20 protein-coding genes are annotated in these 23708 nt (G+C 48.2%); 15 read left to right on the top strand and 5 right to left on the bottom strand.

Annotated elements, in window-relative coordinates:
• The first annotated feature begins 7 nt into the window (after positions 1-7).
• Complete coding sequence (locus CD05_RS0107855; protein WP_028510051.1) at positions 8-1210, top strand: LL-diaminopimelate aminotransferase; 1203 nt, start codon at positions 8-10, stop codon at positions 1208-1210.
• Between the two features lie 327 nt (positions 1211-1537).
• Here CD05_RS0107855 and ilvC read toward each other — a convergent pair whose 3' ends face one another.
• The 3 genes from ilvC to ilvB all read right to left on the bottom strand — a co-directional run bounded on the left by ilvC (position 1538) and on the right by ilvB (position 4890).
• Positions 1538-2563 (bottom strand): ketol-acid reductoisomerase, encoded by a 1026-nt coding sequence (gene ilvC, locus CD05_RS0107850; RefSeq protein WP_028510050.1) that lies wholly within the window; start codon positions 2561-2563, stop codon positions 1538-1540.
• Between the two features lie 70 nt (positions 2564-2633).
• Complete coding sequence (gene ilvN, locus CD05_RS0107845) at positions 2634-3128, bottom strand: acetolactate synthase small subunit (RefSeq protein ID WP_028510049.1); 495 nt, start codon at positions 3126-3128, stop codon at positions 2634-2636.
• Between the two features lie 136 nt (positions 3129-3264).
• Positions 3265-4890: a biosynthetic-type acetolactate synthase large subunit gene (gene ilvB / locus CD05_RS0107840; RefSeq protein ID WP_028510048.1), complete on the bottom strand. Its 1626-nt coding sequence runs from the start codon at positions 4888-4890 to the stop codon at positions 3265-3267.
• A 200-nt stretch (positions 4891-5090) separates the two neighbouring features.
• On the opposite strand from ilvB, the gene CD05_RS0107835 reads away from it, so the two are divergent.
• From CD05_RS0107835 to CD05_RS0107805, 6 genes are all read left to right on the top strand, one after another.
• A complete protein-coding gene (locus CD05_RS0107835; RefSeq protein WP_028510047.1) occupies positions 5091-6260 on the top strand; it encodes a hypothetical protein in 1170 nt (389 codons plus the stop codon).
• A 17-nt stretch (positions 6261-6277) separates the two neighbouring features.
• Positions 6278-6643: a hypothetical protein gene (locus CD05_RS0107830; RefSeq protein WP_156947351.1), complete on the top strand. Its 366-nt coding sequence runs from the start codon at positions 6278-6280 to the stop codon at positions 6641-6643.
• A 373-nt stretch (positions 6644-7016) separates the two neighbouring features.
• Entirely contained in the window at positions 7017-7604 is a 588-nt protein-coding gene (locus tag CD05_RS0107820; RefSeq protein ID WP_028510045.1) for a hypothetical protein, read from the top strand.
• 33 nt (positions 7605-7637) lie between these two features.
• Positions 7638-8288 carry a hypothetical protein gene (locus tag CD05_RS0107815; protein WP_028510044.1) on the top strand — a complete coding sequence of 217 codons (651 nt, stop codon included), beginning with the start codon at positions 7638-7640 and terminating at the stop codon, positions 8286-8288.
• An 18-nt stretch (positions 8289-8306) separates the two neighbouring features.
• Complete coding sequence (locus CD05_RS0107810; RefSeq protein WP_028510043.1) at positions 8307-11003, top strand: glycoside hydrolase family 9 protein; 2697 nt, start codon at positions 8307-8309, stop codon at positions 11001-11003.
• 7 nt (positions 11004-11010) lie between these two features.
• Positions 11011-12255: an NlpC/P60 family protein gene (locus CD05_RS0107805; RefSeq protein ID WP_028510042.1), complete on the top strand. Its 1245-nt coding sequence runs from the start codon at positions 11011-11013 to the stop codon at positions 12253-12255.
• Positions 12256-12321: 66 nt separating this feature from the next.
• Here CD05_RS0107805 and CD05_RS0107800 read toward each other — a convergent pair whose 3' ends face one another.
• Positions 12322-14403: an elongation factor G gene (locus CD05_RS0107800; protein WP_028510041.1), complete on the bottom strand. Its 2082-nt coding sequence runs from the start codon at positions 14401-14403 to the stop codon at positions 12322-12324.
• 432 nt (positions 14404-14835) lie between these two features.
• On the opposite strand from CD05_RS0107800, the gene CD05_RS0107795 reads away from it, so the two are divergent.
• From CD05_RS0107795 to CD05_RS0107775, 5 genes are all read left to right on the top strand, one after another.
• Positions 14836-15402, top strand: coding sequence for a hypothetical protein (locus tag CD05_RS0107795; protein WP_028510040.1), 567 nt, complete (start codon positions 14836-14838; stop codon positions 15400-15402).
• The gene (locus CD05_RS0107790) at positions 15402-16514 is read left to right on the top strand and encodes an O-acetyl-ADP-ribose deacetylase (RefSeq protein ID WP_028510039.1); all 1113 of its coding nucleotides are present in this window, start codon (positions 15402-15404) and stop codon (positions 16512-16514) included. The genes CD05_RS0107795 and CD05_RS0107790 overlap by 1 nt, the downstream gene beginning before the upstream one ends.
• Positions 16515-16822: 308 nt before the next feature.
• The gene (locus tag CD05_RS0107785) at positions 16823-17116 is read left to right on the top strand and encodes a hypothetical protein (RefSeq protein WP_028510038.1); all 294 of its coding nucleotides are present in this window, start codon (positions 16823-16825) and stop codon (positions 17114-17116) included.
• Positions 17116-18378 carry an HDOD domain-containing protein gene (locus CD05_RS0107780; RefSeq protein ID WP_037322898.1) on the top strand — a complete coding sequence of 421 codons (1263 nt, stop codon included), beginning with the start codon at positions 17116-17118 and terminating at the stop codon, positions 18376-18378. The genes CD05_RS0107785 and CD05_RS0107780 overlap by 1 nt, the downstream gene beginning before the upstream one ends.
• A gap of 157 nt (positions 18379-18535) precedes the next feature.
• Positions 18536-19945, top strand: coding sequence for a GGDEF domain-containing protein (locus CD05_RS0107775; RefSeq protein ID WP_028510036.1), 1410 nt, complete (start codon positions 18536-18538; stop codon positions 19943-19945).
• 47 nt (positions 19946-19992) lie between these two features.
• Here the strand turns inward: CD05_RS0107775 and CD05_RS0107770 are convergent, their stop codons facing one another.
• The gene (locus CD05_RS0107770; protein ID WP_028510035.1) at positions 19993-20982 is read right to left on the bottom strand and encodes a DHH family phosphoesterase; all 990 of its coding nucleotides are present in this window, start codon (positions 20980-20982) and stop codon (positions 19993-19995) included.
• A 511-nt stretch (positions 20983-21493) separates the two neighbouring features.
• Between CD05_RS0107770 and CD05_RS20320 the strand changes: the two genes are divergently transcribed.
• The 3 genes from CD05_RS20320 to CD05_RS0107755 are packed head-to-tail and all read left to right on the top strand — an operon-like array spanning position 21494 to position 23665.
• Entirely contained in the window at positions 21494-22198 is a 705-nt protein-coding gene (locus CD05_RS20320; RefSeq protein ID WP_084262137.1) for an ATP-binding protein, read from the top strand.
• 23 nt (positions 22199-22221) lie between these two features.
• Positions 22222-22974 carry a GNAT family N-acetyltransferase gene (locus CD05_RS0107760; protein ID WP_028510034.1) on the top strand — a complete coding sequence of 251 codons (753 nt, stop codon included), beginning with the start codon at positions 22222-22224 and terminating at the stop codon, positions 22972-22974.
• Position 22975: 1 nt separating this feature from the next.
• Entirely contained in the window at positions 22976-23665 is a 690-nt protein-coding gene (locus CD05_RS0107755; RefSeq protein ID WP_028510033.1) for a histidine phosphatase family protein, read from the top strand.
• Positions 23666-23708: the final 43 nt, after the last annotated feature.

Below are 23708 nucleotides of genomic sequence, written 5' to 3'. Positions count from 1 at the left end.
AATATCAATGGTCAAGGTAAATGAAAACTACTTAAAGCTGGAAAAGAATTATCTTTTCATAAATATTGCCAAGAAGGTGAACGCATATAAGGCTGCTCACCCCGAGGCTGATATCATAAGAATGGGTATCGGCGACGTAACTCTGCCTATCTGTAAGGCAGCAGTTGATGCTATGAAAAAGGGCGCAGATGAAATGGGCGTCAAGGAGACCTTCAAGGGCTATGAGGACTCGGGCGCTGGCTATGACTTCCTGCGTGAGGCTGTTTCAGGCTACTATAAGAGCTTCGGCGTTGACGTGCCTGCCGACGATATAAGAATTAATGACGGCGCTAAGGCTGACTGCGGCAATATCGTTGATATCTTCGGCGATGATAACACTATCCTCATCACAGACCCTGCATACCCTGTGTATGTTGATTCAAACAGAATGAGCGGCAGAAAGGTCATCTTCGCAGACAGTGACGAGTCCAACGGCTTTGCTGCAATGCCAGATGAGAACGTAAAGGCAGACATCATATACCTCTGCTCGCCCAACAACCCCACAGGCTCGGCTTACACAAAGGCTCAGCTTAAGGAGTGGGTGGACTACGCAAACAAAAACGGCTCGGTGATCATCTACGACGCAGCCTATGAAGCTTTCATCACTGAGGATGATATCCCGAGAAGCATCTATGCTATAGAGGGCGCAAAGACCTGTGCAATCGAGATGTGCTCGCTCTCAAAGACAGCAGGCTTTACAGGTATGCGCTGCGGCTATACAGTAGTTCCTGAGGAGCTGAAGGCTAAGGCATCTGACGGCAGCGAGGTATCCTTAAAGCAGCTCTGGAACAGGCGAGAGGGCAGCAAGTTTAACGGTGTAAGCTATCCCGTTCAGTGCGCAGCAGCAGCTGTTTTCACTCCTGAGGGTCAGCAGCAGATAAAGGTAAACATCGAGTATTATCAGAACAATGCAAAGACTATCGCAGCAGCTCTCGACGAGCTGGGCATTAAGTACACAGGCGGCAAAAACAGCCCCTACATCTGGCTCAAATGCCCGAACGGCATGGGCAGCTGGGAGTTCTTTGACCTGCTGTTAGAGAAAGCAAACGTAGTCGGCACACCCGGCGCAGGCTTCGGCAAGAACGGCGAGGGCTGGTTCAGACTTACCTCCTTCGGCGATAAGGACAGAACAGTCGAGGCTATGGAGAGACTTAAGAAGATACTTGCATAGCAGTACAAAAAAATGACCGCATCGGTGATGAGCCGGTGCGGTTGTTTTTTGCGTTGGGGTGGGTGGCCTGACAAAGAAAACGGCTTGCAATGCGAATGGGTGTGGTATAAGCCCCCACGCAGTACCCTATGGTGACGAGAGAGCCGCCTTGAAGGTTATCAGCTCAGGGCAAGATCTTTGCTTATTACTACGCTACGGATAGGGGGCTTTGCGGTCGCCCCCCTGCTACGGCTGCGCCTTCGCCGCCCCCTTCGCAGCAGCGGCGTATAAACACAACAACAAAAAGCCCGGGGTACTTGACCTCGGGCTTTGAACTGTTCTTAAGAATTAGTTGTTAACGAGCTTGTCTTCCTCGTTGTTCCAGCTGTAGAGCTTTCTGATCTCCTTGCCGACCTTCTCAGAAGGATGCTCAGCATGGAGCTTTCTCATAGCCTTGAAGTGTACCTGAGAGCCAGCACTGCTCATGTCAAGGAGGAATTCCTTAGCGAAGCTGCCGTCCTGAATGTCAGCGAGGACCTTCTTCATAGCCTTCTTTGTATCCTCGGTGATGATCTTAGGACCTGTGATGTAGTCGCCGTACTCAGCTGTATTTGAGATAGAATATCTCATGCCCTCGAAACCGGACTGATAGATGAGGTCAACGATGAGCTTCATCTCGTGGATGCACTCAAAGTAAGCATTTCTCGGATCATAGCCAGCCTCAACGAGTGTCTCGAAACCGCACTGCATAAGAGCGCAGACACCGCCGCAGAGAACAGCCTGCTCACCAAAGAGGTCAGTCTCAGTCTCTGTTCTGAATGTTGTCTCAAGAACGCCGGCTCTTGCGCCGCCGATACCTGCTGCATAAGCAAGACCGATATCCTGAGCGTTGCCAGTAGCGTCCTGGTAAACAGCGATGAGACAAGGTGTACCCTTGCCAGCCTGATACTCAGATCTTACTGTGTGGCCGGGAGCCTTAGGAGCGATCATGATAACATTTACATTAGCCGGCGGAACTATGCAGCCGAAATGAATGTTAAAGCCGTGTGCGAAAGCAAGTGTCTTGCCCTCTGTGAGGTTGGGCTCGATGTCAGACTTGTACATTGCAGCTTGCTTCTCATCGGGGATAAGGATCATGATAACGTCTGATGTCTTAACAGCCTCTGCAACAGAAACTACCTTAAGACCCTGCTTCTCAGCCTTAGCCTTGCTCTTGGAGCCCTCGTAAAGACCTACAACTACGTCGATGCCGCTCTCCTTAAGGTTGAGTGCGTGAGCATGACCCTGCGAGCCGTAACCGATAATAGCTACCTGCTTGCCCTTTAATACGTTAATATCGCAGTCCTGCTGATAAAAGATTTTTGCCTCTGCCATTTTGAATTCCTCCAAATATAATTTTTATTATGTAACAATGTACCAAAGGTACAAAGAACAAATCTTGTCTTTACTTGCCCTGAATAGTCTCGTTGCCTCTCTGTATAGCTATAGTGCCTGTTCTAACCATTTCAACTATGCCATACGGCTCAAGAAGAGCTACGAACTTGACAAGGTGATCGTACTTGTCGCATATCTCCAAAGTCATTGTGTTGACTGTGAGGTCGATTACCTTTGATTCTGTGATCTCGCAGATAGTCATTATTTCCTGACGCTTTTCGGCTGTTGCATTGACCTTTAAGAGCATAAGCTCTCTTGCCATGCAGTCCTGCGGGCGGAAGGATTTTACCTTTATTACCTCAATGAGCTTGTTGAGCTGCTTTTCTATCTGCTCGACAGTGTGATCGTCACCGTCAGCGATTATTGTAATGCGGCTTACCTCGGGATTTTCAGTCGGGCCAACCGCAAGGCTCTCGATATTAAAGCCTCGTCTTGAAAAAAGCCCCGATATTCTCGAAAGAACACCGCTGTGGTTCTCTACCAGTACCGAAATAGTATGCTTCATAATATTCTGCTCCTTTACACTACTAAAGTATTATAACACTAAACTATTAACTTTATGTGAATATTCATTTGGTATTGCGTTAATGTTGCTTCGCTGCACAATTGCCCGTATGGGCATCATTATTATGAATTATGCATTATAAAGTCGGCGCATCCTCATCAACACATACCTCAACGAGCATGAGCTTGTCTTCACCTGCGAGGGCTTCTATGGCCTTGTTCATGCTCTTGGTGTCGTGAACTCTCATAGCAGGTATGCCATAAGCTGCTGCGAGCTTTACAAAATCAGGCGAGCCGTCAAGGAAAACAGATACCTTTCTGCCGTCAAAGCCCTTGTCCTGAAGCTCACGCACCATGCCGAGACGCTGATTTGTCATAACGACTATCTTGACATTAATGCCATACTGAACGCAGGTCGCCATTTCCATAAACTGCATCTGGAAAGAGCCGTCACCGCATATCTGTAAGCTCGTTCTGTCGGGGCAGGCCATCTTAGCACCCATAGCGCAGGGGAGTGAGTAGCCCATGGTTCCCATGCCGCCCGATGTTAAAAATCTTCCGCCCTCTTTGAGCTTGTAGCTTGTTGCTGCCCATATCTGGTTCTGGCCTACGTCTGCAACTACGGTAGTGTTTGCAGGCATTGCCTCTGAGAGCTTCTCGATAAACTGCCTCGGGTCAACTGTGCCCTTCTTGGCCTTTGAGTACTTTCTTTTGGACTTGTAGGCGTTCAGGTGCTCTATCCATTCCTTGTGCTCCATAGGCTCTACTACTTTTAATAGCTGCCCGAGAACGTCCTTTGCATTGCCGACCAGCGGAATGTCAGTGCCTATGTTCTTGCCTATCTCGGCAGGGTCAATGTCTATGTGTATTATAGTTGTGGTCTCTTCGAGCTTGAGAGGGTTGTTCACCGCTCTGTCGCCGACTCTTGCGCCTACTAAAAGCAGGGTGTCGCAGTCGTTTGCAGCATTGTTAGCACTCTTTACACCGTGAGTGCCTATCATGCCGAAAAAGCGTCTGTCGTCGTCATTGAAGCAGGAAATACCCATCATTGTTGTTATAACAGGTATATCAGTCACCTCAGAGAGCTTTCTGATCTCCTCGACAGCGTTCGATGCGAAAACACCGCCGCCTATGCATATAAGGGGTCTCTTTGCTTCCTTAAGAGCCTTTGCAACACGTTTTACCTGCATAGCGTTGCCCTTTATGGTGGGCTTGTAGGAGCGTATGTTTATGCTCTTGGGATATTCAAAATCTATAACAGCCCTCTGTACATCAACAGGAACATCTATAAGTACAGGGCCGGGTCTTCCTGAGCCTGCGATATAGAATGCCTCCTTGAAGATGTGGGGTATCTCGCTTGCGTCCTTGACTAAGTAGCTGTGCTTTACAAACGGCTCGGCAGCGCCTGTGATATCAGCCTCCTGGAAAGCGTCAGAGCCTATCTGCTCGGTAGCTACCTGGCCTGTGATAGCGATTATCGGTATGCTGTCAGCATGGGCAGTAGCTATTGCTGTTATAAGGTTGACAGCGCCGGGGCCTGATGTTGCTATGCATACCTGCGGCTTTCCGCTCATTCTTGCAAAGCCTGATGCTGCGTGTCCGCCGTTGACCTCGTGTCTGACAAGGATATTGCGGATAGTCTTCTCCTCATCGAGCAGAGCGTCAAAGAACGGGCATATCGCCGCCCCCGGATAACCATAGACGGTATTTATCCCCTCCGCCTTAAGGCACTCTACCATTGCCTTGCTTGCAGACATTTTCATAAGCCATCTTCCTCTCTATGATAAACTAACTTTAAACATTATACCATATATATAGAGATTAGTCAAGGCTTTGACAGGGCAACTGTTCACGGTGCAGCATACACAGAAAACACGCTGTTTTGGTTGACAGATATAAATAAAATATGTTATAATAACTATATATGACTAACAGAAAGAAAGCGAAATAAAGGAGACTATAAATGAGTATAAATACAGCCACGCTCGCTCAGCTGACCTCACTTACGCAGGCTCAGTCAAAAAGAACTATCTTCGGCGTGAAAAACGGCTTTAACACAACTGTGATGTATTTCAGGCGTGATAATGCACTTGCAATAAGGATATTCGCAAACTGCAGCGATAAGAGCGCCCGTGATGAGCTATACAGTTTTTCGCAGGCTAACGAGAAGTATTCGTTCGTCCGTATGTGGGACGGGCGTGTGACTGCCATGCTCTCGCTTGATGATAATGACACCGAGGGCTCGGCGGCTGTTATGCTCGGTCATCTGTATGACCTTCTGAGCGGACTGGGGTTTGAGCCCTGCTGCTCGACCTGCGGCGAGCATAAGCCTGCAAAGCTGTTTGCGTTTGCACATGACTGCGTAAACCTATGCCCCGAATGTGAGGTGCTTGTCAATTCCGATGTTGATAAGACCAATTCCCTGCTCAACAGGCACAAGCCGAAAGTCATAGCTGCACTTCCTGCACTGCTCATCGCAGCGTTTGTGGTATTTATATCTGCTCGCTATGCAGCAGGCTCGTCAAGGGGCTATTTCATAGCGTCAGCAGACGGCCTTTTCGGTATATCCATAGCATCAATAATCATGTATGCGCAGCGTATCAAGCCTTGCATAATAACTATCGTGCTCAATATTATACTATGCTTTGTTGGATACGCCGCCGGCAATACCGTCTGGCACGCAGAGTTCTTTGCGGATTTCAACAAAGAGCACGCCGCCGAACAGCAGTATATAGTTGAATACTGCGACAGCGAGAACAACGGCGGCAACCCATACAACGATGCTCTTGTGGAGGGAGACACTGAGCTGATAGGCAAGTATAAATACCTTCATCACTGCACCCCTGACGAGCGTGAGCAGCACTACAAAGCAGCCAAGCGCATAATAGATCATCAGACGACATGGAGCTGTATCAAGGATTTCAAGGAGCTTATGTTTTCAGACTACGGCGATAATATGCGCAGTACTTTTATGGGGCTGAACGGCAGGGCGTTATGTATCCTGCTTGTAACAGGCGTTCTTTTCTGGGGCTATGTTATGAAGATAGGCTTTTCAAAATACAGCCTTGTGCCGCTTAGCAGCCAATATATCCGCTCTATGTCTGATATCGACAAACTGACAGATCAGAACTGAAAGCAGGTGTATTTATTGTGATCAACGATCTTACTTTTGGAATGGCAGTCGTCATCCCTGTGGCTCTTGCTGTATATAACATCAAGGTTAATAACAGGAGTGCAAAAAAACGGATAATAATTATTTCGGCGGTCTTTGTCACAGTATTTGCGGCATCTTTTGGTCTGGGCTTGATATCAAATCATAATGTAAAGAAATACCACACCGAGTATTGCACAGTTGCCGAAGACGGCCTGCTCGGAGGCTGCAAATATCTTGGCGATGAGGAAGGCTATCATATTATTTCAAACTCAAAGCTGTTCAATTCAAATGATTTATATGCCGTACCTGACAGTGTAGAGCTTCCTGTTATATTTAGGCAACACCGCACAAAGAACGCCTGAAGGCTTTGTACGCAACTTACTTGCATCTTTTCCGTCATATTACACATTTTTTCCTTGAAATACGGTAGTATTCCTTCGGAAAATCTGTGCAATCTGACGAAAAAGCTGACTGCGCAATTTGCGCACAATCTTCGTGCGGTGTTGCCTTAAAGCTCTCCTCCGGATGTAACCTATACGTCCCCGATGAAGATGAAGACTATATAGGAACTGTCGAGCTGCCCTTACATCGCAGCTGTACGCAGTTGAGCGATAACGCTGTGATAAAGGCTGCATATTTCAATATCGCTTTCAGTGGAATGATTTTTTCGTTTATCTTTTTTGCGCTTTATGAGCTCATAGAAGCTATACTGAGTTTTACAAGGAATAAAAGCAAATGAGTTTTAGTAAGATATTCGCTGTCTTCTTTTTGGTGATGCCTGTACCTCTTGCAGTGTATAATATAAAGGCCAATAAAGACAGTACAAAAAAACGGATAAAAAGAATAGTTCTGATATTTGTGATCCTGTTTTTGCTGCTTATTGCAGCAGGCGTGGCAGAGGGCTTTGTGCTTGATGGCTATGAGGACGATTATCAGATAATAGGCAAGGAATACGACGACTGCGCCTTCTACAAGACCGACGAGCAGGGGAGACATATCTTCATCATCGGCCTTGACAGCAAAGGCGAGCAGGTCGAGGATATCTACTACGCAGTTGATGACAGCGTGGATATGCCTTTTGGAATGAGCCTTACCCCTAAATGCTCGCTGCTCGTGCCGAAGGACAAGCTCAGCGAGAATACCCAGTGGGAGAAGATAGGCGAGTATGAGTGCGTCGTGCTCCCAGAGGGAACGCTTATCCGCACCTGTTTTACAGAGATAATGCTCTATGCTTTAGTGTGGCTGTATCTTGCCTTTGCCGGCTATCAGACGGTGAGGTTTTTCATCACAGTGATAAACAGCGGAAAGGCAAAGGCTAAGTGAGTGTATCATTTTGTGATATAATAGGAGGATACCATGCTTGAACTAATAAAAGGCGGTGCAACGGTTTACGGCGTAGACGGCGGGGTATTGATGACAGTTGTTTTTTGTGTTCTGTTTACGGTCATACTTGTCGCAGCGCTTGTGATAAACAATATCTTCAAGACCAAAGGGCGCAGGCGGCTCAGAATGTTTCTGATAAGCTGTCTGATATTGGCTGTACCTGCCGTGACTACTATTGCGACAGAGTGTTATTATAGAATAAACAAGCCAAGTGAATACATCAGGCAGGTGAAAAAATGCACTTACGAGGGCAATGAAAACGGGTTTTATATTTTCAGCTATAACCGTACAAAGGGCTTCGGTCCGCCTTTGGCTGATGAATATGTTGTTATTCCTGAAAGCACAGAACTGAATGATGAACTGAAAAAAGACAGCATTTACAATATCTATGTCAAATCATTTGAAAATGGGAGCGACACGGACATACAGTTGACTAATGTCGAAAAAGATATGCTTATCCTGACCGATGAGCATAGTGCGGTGATAAAGAACTATTCAAAGCAGTCAAAAGCGGTGCTGTGTCTGGCGTTGGTCGTGTTCATAGCATTTCAGATAGTGATAATGATGCGCAATTTCGATACGACCCCTGCACCGCCCCGGAACATTAACGATCCTATGCAATAAACATAAATGGAGGAAGCTATGAAGAAACTGACTAAACGTATCGCAAGCGTGGCTTTGGCGCTTGTGCTCGGTGCTGCGAATGCAGCATATCTGCCTGCACAGCCTGTGTATGCCGGGCAGATGCTCGGGCAGACGAACTTTGATGACGGCGTAGGTCTGCCGTGGCACGTCTGCGAGAGCATGACAGGCAAAATGGAATTCGAGATCGACAACGGCGTTTACAAGATAACCATTGTCAATCCCGGCGGCGCATCAAACGGCGGTGAGGACAGGTGGGACTGCCAGTTCCGCTACCGTGGCCTTAAAATAGTCTCGGGGCAGAGCTATACGGTGGAATTTGACATCACAGCATCAAATAACTGCACCTACTACACCAAGATAGGCGATATGGCAGAGCCCTATGCCGAGGACTGGCACGGCGAGCCCGACAGCGGCCAGTATAATAACTACTGGGACGTAAAGCAGCTCTCGGCCAATCAGAAGACCCACGTCACCGGCCGCTTTACAGCAAACAGAACAGCCGATGTCGAGTGGGCGTTCCATATCGGCGGCGATACTGTTCCGGCGGGTACTGTGTTTACCTTTGATAATATGTCGCTTACCTGCGACAGCAGCTCCGACTATGACTATAAGGGCGAGGAGCCTTATCAGCGTGCCGAGATAGCTGCAAACCAGCTCGGCTATTTCACAAAGCGTGACAAAAAGGCTACCCTTATCACTGACTCTGATAAAAAAACATCGTTCACCCTTAAGGACGAGAGCGGCAAGGAGGTCTACTCGGGCGAGACACAGACCTTCGGCTATGACGAAGACTCGGGCGATAAGGTGCAGATAATAGATTTCTCAGACTTTGACAAGACGGGCAGCTATTATATAGAAACAGCCGACGGTGCCAAGAGCCGCACATTCACTATTATGGATAACGCCGAGAGCTACAGCGCCATGCTCTATGACGGGCTCAACTATTACTATCAGAACCGCTCGGCTATCGAGATAAAGTCAGACTATATAACCTCAGGCGATAAGTCAGCCCTCGCAAGAGCCGCAGGCCATACTACAGATAACGCCACTATCGAGCAGACCTGGGGCTATTCCGCATCATCAGGCACGCAGGAAGTCTCTGGCGGCTGGTATGACGCAGGCGACCACGGCAAGTATGTCGTAAATGGCGGCCTTTCGGTGTGGCTGCTAAACAATATGTACGAGCGTGCAAAGCAGCAGGGCGACACAAAGGCCTTTGATGACGGCTCAATGGCTATCCCCGAAAACAACAACGGCTATCCCGACCTTCTGGACGAAGCAAGGTGGGAGACTGAATTTATGCTTAAGATGATGGTCAAGGACGGCGACTGTAAGGATATGGTCTACCATAAGGTACACGATATCAAGTGGACAGCGCTCGGCATGACACCTGCCGAGGACACCTTAGAGCGTATCATAAAGCCCCCCACGACCTGCGCTACTCTTAACCTTTCAGCCTGTGCAGCTCAGTCGTACAGACTGTGGAAGGACTACGACAGCTCCTTTGCTGACCAGTGCCTTGAAGCTGCAAAGAACTCCTACGCAGCTGCAAAGAAGCACCCCGATATGTATGCTCCTCTTGATGAGAGCGTGGGCGGCGGTGCATACGGCGACACCAACGCCGAGGACGAGTTTTACTGGGCAGCCTGCGAGCTCTATATCTCAACAGGCGACAAGCAGTATCTTGACGATATGAAAAAAAGCAAGCACTACCTAAAAGTCCCCACCAAGCTCGATGACGGCGAGAGCGTTGATACTCTCGGAACATTCGACTGGGGTCACACGGCAGCGCTTGGCAATATGACACTTGCACTTAATTCAGACAAGCTCGACAGCTCCGATAAAGACTCCCTCAAAAAGAGCTTTGCCTCGGCAGCAGACGAATATATCACCCTTGAAAGCAAGCAGGGCTACGGCGTGCCCTACGGCCAGAGCACTATAGGCTTTGCTGACAGTGATAAGGGCTATAACTGGGGCTCAAACAGCTTCGTGCTCGATAATTCGATAGTCATGGCCTATGCATATGACTTAAACGGTGACGACAAGTATTTAAACGGCGTTATCGGCGGTATGGACTATATCCTCGGACGCAATGCAGTAGATTATTCGTATGTCACAGGCTACGGCAGCCATACGACAACATATCCTCACCACCGCTTCTGGTCGGGGCAGGAGTTTGACGGTTTCCCGCTCGCACCCAACGGCGTTCTTGCAGGCGGCCCCAACAGCGGTATGGAAGACCCCTGGGTAAAAGGCAGCGGCTGGAAGAAGGGCAAGATAGCTCCTCAGAAATGTTACCTTGACCATATCGAGGCGTGGTGCGTAAATGAGTGTACTATCAACTGGAACGCAGCACTTGTCTGGGCTGACAGCTTTATCTGCCAGCAAAACGGCGGCATCGTGACAGGCGCAGTTTATGTATCCGACGAAAAGGCAGAGGACACCAAGACCGTGACCGAAACAGACTCATCAAGCGAGTATGACAAGGACAAGATAAACGAGGAAGTCAAGAAATACGACGACAAGGGCTCAGACAGCAGCTCTGACGACAGCTCAGGCAAGGACAAGGACGATGAGGGCGGCCTCGGCATATGGCTCTATGTCATAATCGGCGCTATAATAATCATCGCACTCATCTCACTTGAAATATTCGTTTACAACGTCATCAAGCTAAAAAGCGGAGAAAAGAAGTGATAACATAATGAATAACAGGATACTTACTGCCGCAGCATCACTGGCATTGCTTGCAGCTTTTATCAGCTGTGCATCAGGCACCAGCTTTCTGTCAACTCTTGCTATCCCCGGCGCTGAAGCTCAGCAGACGAGCGACGAGCAGCCGTCTGTCGTGTATGAGCATATAAAGCCGCAGGTGCGCACTATGGCTGTGTATGCAGACGCTGTGAGAGTGGCTGTTGACAATTACGAAAACTACGGCTCACACGCTGTAATGGCTGTTTATGTCGGCGGCAGGCGAGCAGGCACAGTTTCATCAGAAGCTCTCAGAAAGTCCTCCGGCAGGATAAATATCAGCAACGACGGCAAGCAGTATTTCACTCCGTCAACAGGCTACGAGATAGAGCTTGTTGCCGAGTATGACGACGGCGGCTCCAGCGAGGGCGTTTCAGTTAACGCAGCCACCTCGCAGGATAGCTATTGGGTGATACATCAGGGTACGCAGCTCTATGCAGAGGCTGACGGTGACCTGACTGAGGCTATGACCGCAGACGGCGAGCTGATATGCAGGGGAGTGCTTACTGACGAGGAGCTTGACCCTCTGAGCGGTGCTTCAAGAAAGAACGAAGCCAAGTATCTCAGAGCCGAGCTTCCGATAGGCGACGGCGTGAATGAGCTTGGTGAGATGCAGTATTCCTACAGGACATACTACGTTTCCTACGAGCCTAATACGACAGTCAACCGTAAAACGCAGGCGGCTGTGCGAAAGGTCGTCACTGACTATGCTATCATGATGACAAAGATACCCGACCAGACCTACCAGCTCAGCGGCGAGCTCGTGACGGCTGACAGGACAGTTTCCGACTGCTCAGGGCTTACAGAGCTTGCGTATCTGCAAATAGGCTATTACCTCGAACACTACGCCGACAGACAGGCAAATAACTACGGCAAGGTGATATACGATAACCTTGAACCTGCCGGCGTATCGCAGGGCGTTGAGACATACACCCTTAAAGACGAGGAGTCAAGGGTAGACATAAAGGAGCTTATGAAGGGCGACCTGCTGTTTTTCATGGAGTCCACTAACAGTGCATCTGATAACGACTTGTATGTCGATAACGGCATAGGCCACGTTGCAATGTATCTTGGCAGCGGCAAAATGGCACACTTCACAGCAGCCTACGGTCTGACAGACCACCCCTGCCGAATAGAAGACCTCGCCGAATACGACGAGCATCTTAGAGTAGTAAAAGCCGTGAGATATATCGTCTGATATAAAAATGAAAACAAAAATACCCCGGGAGGAGCAAATTTTCCTCTCGGGGTATATCATTATCAGTTATTCTACGCTTGCATTCTTTGCGATAACGTCAGCAACGAGGTTGGGGGGCAGCTGATCGTAGCGTGAGCGCTCCATTTCAAAGAAGCCTCTGCCCTGAGTCATCTGACGGAGAACAAGTGTGAAGTCAAACATCTGAGCCATAGGCACTTCTGCTGTGACAACAGTCATGCCCTTCTTGTCAGCAGGCTCCATGCCGAGAACACGGCCACGGCGTTTGTTGAGCTCACCTATAATGTCACCTGTGTTTTCATCAGGAACAGTAACTGTCAGAGAGCCGATAGGCTCTAAGAGCATGGGCTCTGCCTGCTTCATGCCTTCCTTGAATGCGATAGATGCAGCGGTCTTGAATGCCATTTCAGACGAGTCTACCGGGTGGTATGAACCGTCAACGAGTATAGCCTTTACACCAACTACAGGGAATCCTGCGAGAACGCCCTTCTTCATGCACTCCTGTAAGCCCTTTTCAACAGCGGGGAAGAAGTTCTTGGGAACAGCGCCGCCGAATACCTTTTCTTCAAATACCAGCTCGTCAGAGATGCAGGGCTCAAACTCTATCCAAACATCACCGAACTGGCCGTGGCCGCCCGACTGCTTCTTGTGTCTGCCCTGTACCTTAACTTTCTTGCGGATAGTCTCCTTGTAAGCTATCTTCGGCTCTGCTGTGGTAACATCTGCGCCGAAAACGTCTTTGAGCCTGCCGATAACGGAGTCAAGGTGCAGACTGCCGAGACCTGAAAGTATCATTTCAAGTGTCTCCTCATCCTGCTTGTAGGATATTGTAAGGTCTTCTTCGAGCATTCTCTGCATAGCTGCCGAGATCTTGCTCTCATCGCCCTGAGCCTTAGCCTTTACTGCTAAGCTGTAGCAGGGCTTGGGAACTGATATAGCCTCAAACTTAACAACTCTTGAAGCATCGCAGAGTGTGTCGTTAGTGTTTGCGTTCATCTTTGTGGCAACGCAGATATCGCCAGCCGGAACTTCCGAAACATCTATCTGCTTCTTGCCCACGAGGTAGCAGAGCTTGCCGACCTTCTCAGCAGCGCCGGTTGTAGCGTTGACAACTTCGGCACCTGTCTTGAGCACGCCTGCGTGTACCTTGATAAAGCTCATCTTGCCAACGAACGGGTCAGCAACTGTCTTGAAAACGAATGCAGCAACGGGAGCATTCTCTTCGTTCTTTATCTCAACGAGCTCGCCGTCCTTGTCTTCGCCGGTCTTGGTGTCGTTGTCTGTCGGTGCAGGCAGCAGGAGGTCTATCTCCTTCATGAGCATATCTATGCCTGCCATAGTGGTGGCGGATACGCAGGTAACGGGAGTGATGATGCCCTCGTTAAGACCCTTGTGTATACCGTCTGTGAGTTCTTTCTGTGAGAAAGCCTCACCTGAGAAGAACTTCTCAAACAGTGCTTCATCAGTCTCAGCAACAGCCTCTGAAACAGCCTCTCTCAGACCGTCTATTCTGTATTCCATTTTCTCGGAAACGTCGCCGTCGGGCATATCTGTCTCAACAGCCTTGCCGCCCTCGTATTTGTAAGCCTTCATCTCGATAAGGTTGACATAGGAAACTATCTTTCTGTCAGCGATAACCGGAACAACAACCGGGCATACTGTCGGGCCGAATTCAGCCTTTAACTGAGTAAGGGTGTTGTAGAAGTTTGCATTGTCGTCATCGAGCTTTGTAACAACGAACATTGTGGGCTTGCCCTCTGCACGGGCACGGTCATAGGCCTTGTGAGTACCAACCTTTACACCCGATTTGCCTGATACAGTTATCATTACGCAGCCGCTGGCATTTATAGCCTCAGCTGCCTCGTTCTCATAGTCAAAAAGACCGGGGGAGTCGAGCAGGTTTATCTTCAGCCCGTCCTTCTCGAATGTGGAAAGCGAAGTATAGACTGAGCACTTTCTCTTTATCTCCTCACCTGTATAGTCGGAAACGGTGTTGCCGTCAAGTACTTTACCGAGCCTGTCGGACGCACCTGCCGAGTATAGCAGAGCCTCACACAGCGATGTCTTGCCCGAGCCTGCGTGGCCTGCGAGGGCAATATTCTTGATGTGAGTGTTGTCGTATCTTTTCATTATGTTTCTCTCCTGTCTGATTGGTTTTACGCCGATTTGATATATTTAACAAAAAACCACAAATCGCATAACTTAATTATATACTATTTCCACATAAAATGCAATAGAAATTTGTAATATTCTTTTCGTTATTATGAACGAAATTATAACAACAACAAAGTGCAAGTTGCACAAAAACAGTGTAAATACATATTGCAAAATGCATAATGCATATCTTGTGTGCCCTGATTTGCAGTATATTATCCCTCAAATCAACTGCAATGAGCGCCGTGTATCGTCGCTGTCACCATATAAGATAATGTTGACTTTCCGCCATTCTTGTGATATCCTTATTATAAGGCAATATCGCACAAAGACCGACTGCCGGCTTTGTACACAACTTGCTTGCATCTTTGTGCGGTATTGCCTTAAGAATTGATAGGGGGTGAGCCTGTGGAAATGTATGGCGTCTGTGCCTTGCTTTGTGCTATAGGCCTGTTTTTTATAGTTATGAGCTACGGCGCTTCGCGTGCCGGCAGGAGCGGTGTGCCGTTTACAGGGGCGGTCTTTATCGCTGCCGGTTTTTTGCTTACTCCGCTCAAATGGCTCGCACTCCTCGCACTTATCGACCCGGGCTTTTTGATGATAACGCTTATGATAAAGGATAATATCGACTATAAAAAGGCCGTCCCGTTATTTGACAAGGCCTTCTCCGACGGCGGCTATCGGCAGGGAGAGACCTGCAAGGACAAAAGCCTTGATATAACAGTGCCTGTTATAAACGAAACGCTTAGCCGTGCGCTTTTTACCGGTCATATGCAAATATATCATATCCCGAGAATGTTCTTTGCCGTAGTTGCAGATGATAACGGCAGATATATACTTCTCTACAAGCAAAAGGATACAGAAATTAAAGCCCTGCCATTTGATGAAGATAACACCCTTACAGTCAGCGACCTTGTGTACAAAGGCAAGCCTGCACCTGTGACATTTGAGATAAAGAATAGGAGTTATAGCTGATGCCGCTTATTTATATCAATGATGATATTACCCGTGTGAAATGTGACGCAGCAGTCAATGCTGCCAATAATACGCTTCTTGGCGGAGGAGGTGTTGACGGCGCTATTCACCGTGCCGCAGGGCCGCAGCTTTTACAGGAATGCCGCACCCTCGGCGGCTGTGACACAGGCGACGCCAAGCTGACCCTCGGCTATAATATGCCCTGTAAATTTATAATACATACCGTAGGCCCTATATGGCGTGGAGGAAATAACGGCGAGCCTGAGCTTTTGGCAAGCTGCTACCGTAAAAGCCTTGAAATAGCTCTTGAAAAAGGCTGTGAGAGCATAGCCTTTCCGCTTATATCTTCAGGTGTATACGGCTACCCGAAAAGGGAAGCTCTCAAAGTCGCTGTCACAACAATAAAGGGGTTTCTGGAGCAGCATGATATGCTCGTGTATATAGTCTTTTTCGGAAACGGCGCATTAAAGCTCAGTGACAGGCTGTATTCAGGGCTGTCAGAATATATCAGCAGCCGCTATATCGACCCGACACCTAAGCTCCGTGCGCAGGCTATGCAGGCAGATAAGCCTGATACTCCCGGCGTGTTCGGTACGCTTTTGGGGAGGATATCGGACTCTGCAAAGAAAACTTCTCCCCCTGATGAAGACAAACGCTGCGCATCTGAAGCAGCCGCCGCTGCACCACAGGCAGCCTTTTTCGCAGCCGCACCGGCTCTTGAAGATGAATGCTGTGAAGTGTCCGATACGCTCGATGAAAGACTTAAATATCTTGATGAGAGCTTTTCACAGATGCTTCTTCGCCTGATAGACGAGAGGGGCATGACCGATTCTCAGTGCTATAAAAAGGCCAATGTTGACCGCAAGCTGTTTTCCAAGATACGCTCTGATGTGAACTATCACCCCAAAAAGCCTACAGCCGTCGCCTTTGCCCTTGCGCTTGAGCTCGATATGGCGCAGGCAAGAGAGCTTATCGAAAAAGCCGGCTATTCGCTGACTCATTCGAGCAAGTTTGATATAATCATCGAATACTTCATCACAAATCATAATTATAACGTCTTTGAGATAAATGAAGCGCTGTTTGCTTTCGATCAGTCGCTTATCGGCAGCTGATACAAGATGTGCAATATCACTCTTGTGAATTAACAATATTTGTGAATTATACATTAAAATTATTGACTTGACGGCGAAATTGTGTTATAATATTAATAGATGTTAAGGCAACACCGCACGAAGATTGTGCGCAAATTGCGCAGTCAGCTTTTTCGTCAGATTGCACAGATTTTCCGAAGGAATACTACCGTATTTCAAGGAAAAAATGTGTAATATGACGGAAAAGATGCAAGTAAGCTGCGTACAAAGCCTTCAGGCGGTCTTTGTGCGGTGTTGCCTTAAAGAATTCGTGCGAGGAGGAATACGTTATGAAATTTCAGCTGTTGGTAAGACAGAAGCTCGGCGCAGCACTCGGGCAGGAGAGCGAGATGACACCCTGCACAAATGTATCTGCTGATGGTACATTTGAGGCGGATATGCTCGGCTTTGCAAGACGTGACAGCAATGCATATGTCACCGCTTGGGTAAATGGCCAGGGCATGAAGGTGAGAACTCAGAAGGACTGGGTAAAGAACCCCAAGACCAAAGATCTCGAAAAGTCGCTCATGGTGCAGAACGGCGATCACCCCGAGACATATATCTTTACTCTTAAGCAGCTCTGATGGGAAACGAGGAAAAAGTTATGTATTCCTACTACGCAAGACAGCCTATTTTCAATCTGAAAAATGACGCAGTGGCTTATGAGCTGCTGTACCGTGATTCTCTTGATGAGACCTCGTATAGCTTTTTTAACGGCGACCTCGCATCTGTAAGCGTTATCAATACCGCTCTTTTCGGCGGTGACCCGAAGGCTATCTTCGGCGGAAAGAAGATATATATCAACTTCACAGAGCAGCTTATAACAAACGGTATCGCATATCTGCTGCCTGCTGACCATGTCGTTATCGAGGTGCTTGAAAACGTAAGGCCTACCCCCGAGGTGCTGACAGCTCTTGAAGACCTTTACCGCTCGGGCTATAAGATAGCACTTGATGACTATGTGGTGAATTCTGATAACGAGGCTTTCTTAAACTTTGCCTATATGGTCAAGATAGACTTCCGTGACTCAAAGGAAGAGATAGAGCGTACAGCTGCTATATGCAGAGAGCGCAGGATATTCATCCTTGCAGAAAAGGTCGAGACTCAGGAGGATATCGACTATGCAAAGAGCCTTGGGGCAGTTTTCTTCCAGGGGTATTTCTATGAAAAGCCGATAGTCGTTTCAAATAATAACCTGAGCCCTATGCAGACGACCTTTATGCGCCTTGTGTCAAAGCTCAATGACCCGAGGACGAGCCTTAAGGACTTGTCGGATATCATTCAGACAGACGCAGGCCTGACGCTTAAATTCCTGCGGCTTGTCAACTTTATCCGCTTTGACTGGATGGAGAAGATACAGAGCGTGCATCAGGCAGTGCTGATAGCCGGGCTCAATAAAACCAAGGAATTCATCTATTTCAACTCGCTCTCCGAACTCAACGAGAACGGCGTTGATGAGATAATACTCACAGGCTTCTACCGTGCTGATTTCTGCTGGCAGATAGCAAGACAGATAAGCCCGAATGATAGGCCTTTCATAGACGAGATGTATCTCTGCGGCCTTATGTCGATAGTTATTGACTATAAGTTCTTAGGCTCTGATGATGTTATAGAAGGCCTGCCGCTTAGTGATAATATAAAGAGCGGCTTGCGCCTTGAAGATACCCTCGCCGGCCAGATACTCGGCGCTGTTATTGCCTATGGCAAGGGCGACTGGGATAAGGTCGAGGAGTTCCGTATCTCACATGGCATCGAGAAGGACGACCTTGCACGCATATCCCTTGAATGTATCGAGCACAGCAACGTTGTGATAAAGGGCTTCGGCGCAGAGGATAAGATACTGTGAGCTGGCCTGTGTTCGGTCAATATCAGAATATGATTTTCCCCCCGGGAGATGTGCTTTCGGGGGGAGTTTGTGTATCAGCGTATATCGGTTTAGATAAGAGGCAGATATAATAAAAAACTATTACTATCTCAGCATTTAATTAGGAGTGAGCTTTAGTATGGATCTTGGCATGATGTTTGAAAATATGAGCGGGCTTGCGAGTGTTTATTCATTCGATATCTTCCCGGACGGCAGCTTCGGCGAGCTGCGTATCCTTGCAGTGAATAAGAATAATGCCCGTGTGCTTGCAAGTATCCCGGATACACCCGATTTCTACCCGGGTGTGCTCTGGCGTGCGTATTATAGTGAGATAAACCACGAGAGATTCTGCTATAAATGCGGCAGCGAGAACCTTCCGCTCTATTCGTATGTAAATGCACACGGCTTCTGGATAAAGGGCTTCTACCTTCCGTTTACTATCCCCGAAGACGAGAAGACAGCTGATAACAGCGGCAAAAAGACAGCCTATCTTATGTATGTTATGGAGCGCTCAGATAAGGTCGATGAAGACTCTATGTCAAAGCGTTCTGCCGAGAGCTCCGCTGCGGTGATAAATATCAGCATCAAGCTCCATAAAACGCAGGATTTTGTCAAGGCGATGTCTGAGACTGTCGAGGAGATAAGAAAGGTCTGCGGCTCCGAGCTGTGCTCGCTTTATACTGTTGATAAGACAACACAGAGCTGTTCGCTGATAAGTGAGTTCGGTGAGCAGAGAGAACTTCTCGGTATCATGGCAAAGGATATGGGGCGCACCCCTTATGAGGTAGCTCTTGCCTGGGAGCAGGATCTTGCCGGCAGCGACTGCCTGCTGCTTGATGACCTTAGCATTATTAAAGAACGTGACCCACAGTGGTATGATTCGCTCTGTAAGTTCAATATACATAGCATAGTTCTCTATTCTGTGCGCTTTAACCGCTCTGTTGTCGGGTTTATCTGGGCGGCTAATTTTGATAGATCAAAGATGCTGCATATAAAGGAAACTCTGGAGCTTACTTCTTTCCTTATCGGTGCAGTAGTCTCAAATCATCAGCTCATGTCAAAGCTCGAGATAAAGAGCAGCACCGATGAGCTTACTCAGGTAAATAACCGTAATTCCATGAATGAGCGTATAGACGCACTTCTCTCGGGAAAAGAAAGGCTGCCCGAAACTATGGGCGTTGCCTTTACCGACCTCAACGGCCTTAAAACGGTAAACGATACCTCAGGTCATTCCGCAGGTGATAAACTGCTTTCCCGTGCAGCCTCACTTCTTAAGCTCGCCTTTGGCGACCATGAGATATACCGTGCAGGCGGCGATGAGTTCGTGGTGTTCTGCCCGGGCATCACCAAGAAAGACTTTGACCGCCAGACAGCGCAGCTGCGAGCTCTTGCCGACGCTTCCGACGATGTCAGCTTCGCAGTCGGTACAGTGTGGCTCTCAGGTGACTATGATATCAACCGTGCCATGCAGACCGCCGATGCAAGAATGTATGAGGATAAGGAAGAATTCTACCGCAGCCACCCCGAAAAGGACAGACGCAGCGTGTAAATCAAATCAAAATACGGCCTGACACATTATCGTGCCGGGCCGTTTTGTTATATGTGATCTAATGTCTCTGTTTCAAACAGCTCTCTGACCCTATCAGGCGGTTCTCTGAGTGTGCAGCCTGCGGCGTTTTTGTGCCCTCCGCCGCCGAATTTGCGGCATATCTCATCTGCATCAACGTCGCCCCTTGTTCTGACTGACACCCTCGAATACCCGTCTTCAAGCTCTCTTACCAGAATCGCCGCCTTTACAGTCTCAAGCTCAAGCGGCTTTGAGCTAAGATCAGGAAATGCGTTTATCCCTACACCTATCTCCAGAGCGTCTTTCTGCGTGAGAACAGCACTGACTATCTGATGACCTTTTAAGAACCTGTAGCCCGATGCCAGCCTGTGCTCGTATTCGAGCTTTGCCTTGCTTTTTATGACCGAGTGCCGCTGAGTTATCCTGAAACTGTCCGCCCCGAGCTTTATCAGCTCAGCCGCAGCGATAAAAGTCTGCGCACGCACGTCCTCGTGCGAGAACCTTTCAGTGTCGGTTATTATCGCCATGTATAAAAGGTCTGTTATCTGCCTGCGGTATGGGTTTTTAGCTAAGTGCTCTTTCATCAGAATAAAGAGTATCTCCGCACAGGCAGGGGCTTGCGGCTCTGCTATCTTTATGCCTGCATCTATCGAATTGCCGAGGTGGTGGTCTATGCATATGTCTATCTTTTCATCTGCGAACCGCCCCAGTCTTTCAGGCGATGCGGTATCAACTGCTATGCGAATCAGGTTCTGCTCATCGACCTCGTCAGGTGTGAAGTCTTTTATCAGATATCCAAACACCTCCGGCACCGGGTCGTGCCCTGCGACATTCACCCTGTATCCGAGCCCTTTTAAGAAAAACGCCGCTGCATAAGCACACCCTATGCAGTCACCGTCCGGGCGTATGTGATAGTGTATCATGATATCCATGCTGCCTGCGTTTTCTCTTATCAGCTTTTCAAGGAGCGTGCGCTGCTGTTCGCTCTCATTGCTGAATATGCTCATATTTTCCTGCATTTTTATCACCTCATATGTTTAAGTCAACACCGCACGACCACCGACCCAGGCCTTTGTACGCCATACGCTCCCATATTTTCCGTCATGTCATCTGGATTTGCCTATAAATACGGTAGTATTCCTGCGGCAGATCTAAGCGATCTGACTGCGTGTCTGACGCACAATGGTCGTGCGGTGTTGCCTTAATTGTTGTTTGCTGTCAGGTTTATTATACCATATTCAGTCGGCCGTGTAAATACTTAATGCGGTGGACGGTTCCCTCTTTACAATCATCACCGGCTGTGTTATAATAAAATATAGGCAACACCGCACGAAGATTGTGCGCAAATTGCGCAGTCAGCTTTTTCGTCAGATTGCACAGATTTTCCGAAGGAATACTACCGTATTTCAAGGAAAAAATGTGTAATATGACGGAAAAGATACAAGTAAGTTGCGTACAAAGCCTTCAGGTGGTCTTTGTGCGGTGTTGCCTATAGCTAATGCAAAGCGCAGTCAGGTGAGGTGAACGTGAATGATAGATCTGAATATGCTCGGCAAATACAGAGAGAATAACTGTATCGAAGCTAAAAAAGCTCTCGGTGGCCTGCCTAAAAGCCTGTGGGAGAGCTATTCGGCGTTTGCCAATACCTTCGGCGGCATCATTCTCCTCGGCGTTGAGGAGCTTGGTGACAGATCACTTCACGCAGTCGGTATAGATGACCCTGTCTATATGCTTGAACAGATTTGGGCGATCTTAGGCGACAAGAATAGGATAAGCTGTAATATCCTCTCCGAGCAGGACGTTCAGATAGAAACAGTTGACGGTAAGCAGATTCTTTTTATAAACGTCCCCCGTGCTCACAGAAAGGATAAGCCGGTCTATATCGGAGGAGACCCTTTTACCGGAACATACCGCAGAAACGGCGACGGTGATTATCACTGCACTAAGGAGCAGGTGCAGGCGATGCTGAACTTCTCCGAAGTGATAAGGCGAATGAAGGATAACAAACGCTCCTCGCCTGCGATATATACCCCGACTTCCGCCGACAGCAACGAAACTCAGAGAATAATGGTGATAGAGTATCTTACAGACTTTGCTTACTGTACTGCTGAGGATATCGCATTGCTGCTTAGGATAGAGCTTGAAAGGTCTAACGAGCTCCTTTCTGCTCTCGTATCTGATGGTATAGCCGTCCGGGAAAACAACGGCGGCAAGATAAAATACCGCCTCAGATAACATAAAACTATAGGTGATAGTAAATGTATAAGACTTGTCTTGATAAACTGTGCGCTCTGCTCGCACTCGAATATAACTGTAATGCGGACGATTTTCTAAAAACCGAAAACGTGCTCACCGTATCAAAGCTGCAAAGCGGCAGCCGTAACTATTCGGGAAAGAAGTATTTCTTTTCAGCCTGTACTCTCGGCCAGAATACTGTAATTACAGCTGACGAGATGCTCCTGCCCTTTTTGCAAAAGCTATCAGAGGAAACAAAAGGCCACTGGCTTTTTAATATCCCCGACCTTGTAAAGATAGACGGCGAGCTCAGAAAATATGACTATAAGCTCTCGGCTACACACCATATGCTGCTTCCGTATAAAGAAGCCGAGCCTGCGCTTGTTCTGCCTGTAAAGTGGTTCAACGACAGGGAGATAGACGTTTTTTATGGAGATAAGCGTTTTAGCCATGCGATATGTGAAAAGTATCTTCCCGAGCGCCCTGACAGGATAGCTGTCTGCGCATATGACGGCGATGAGATAATGGGCATGGCTGCCTGCTCTGAGGACGCCCCCGGCTGGCTCCAGATAGGCATAGACGTAGTTGAAAAATACCGCAGCAGGGGAGTCGGCACATATCTTGTGACGCTTATGAAAAACGAGATATTAAAGCGTGGGCAGATACCCTTCTACGGCTCTGCAATGAGCAACCTCAATTCCCAGCGAATAGCCCTAAACAGCGGCTTCAGACCAGCCTGGACAGAAATAAATGCTGTAAAGATCGGAGAGAAATGATATGAGATTACTTTTTATAAGACACGGTGAGCCTGACTACGAGCACGACTGCCTGACAGAAAACGGTGTTATCCAGGCTCAGAAGCTCAGTGAAAGACTTGATAAGACGGAGAATGTTGCTGCTGCATACCTTTCGTCTATGGGCAGGGCTCAGCAGACAGGCAGGATATTTCTTAAGGGTAAGATAATCCCTGCAAAGACCTGTGACTGGCTGCGTGAATTCGATGTTAAAGTCTCAGACCCTGACTGGCCTGACCCCGTGCCTGTGTGGGATCTGTATCCAAAAAACTGGACTGAAATTCCCGGATACTACGACAGGAAAGCCTTTGCAGATGTACCTGCCGTAAAGCAGAGCGAGCTTGTTAAGCGCTATACTGCTGCCTGTGAGGGGCTTGATGAGGTGCTTGCTGTCAACGGCCTCAGGCGCGAGGGTGGTGTGTACGTAAAAACGGACTCTCACGATAAGACTATCGCATTCTTCTGCCATTTCGGAATCACCTGTGTTATGATATCGTACCTGCTCGGTGTGTCTCCTGTGATCATGCTCCAGGGGCTTTCAGCCGAGCCTACGGCTGTAGCTACGCTGTGTACAGACGACCGTTTCGGCGATAAGGTAAACTTCCGCCTGCATGGCTTCGGCGATATATCCCACCTCGGAAATGTCGCAGACAGCGGCATAAATTATAAATAGTACAAAAAATCCCCCTGAAAAGGGATTTTTTCTTTTGGGGGCT

It is taken from the genome of Ruminococcus sp. NK3A76, from assembly GCF_000686125.1.
Taxonomy (GTDB): Bacteria; Bacillota; Clostridia; order Oscillospirales; family Ruminococcaceae; genus NK3A76.
Note: the sequence above shows the minus strand (reverse complement) of the source record. Positions and strands in the feature narration are given on the sequence as shown.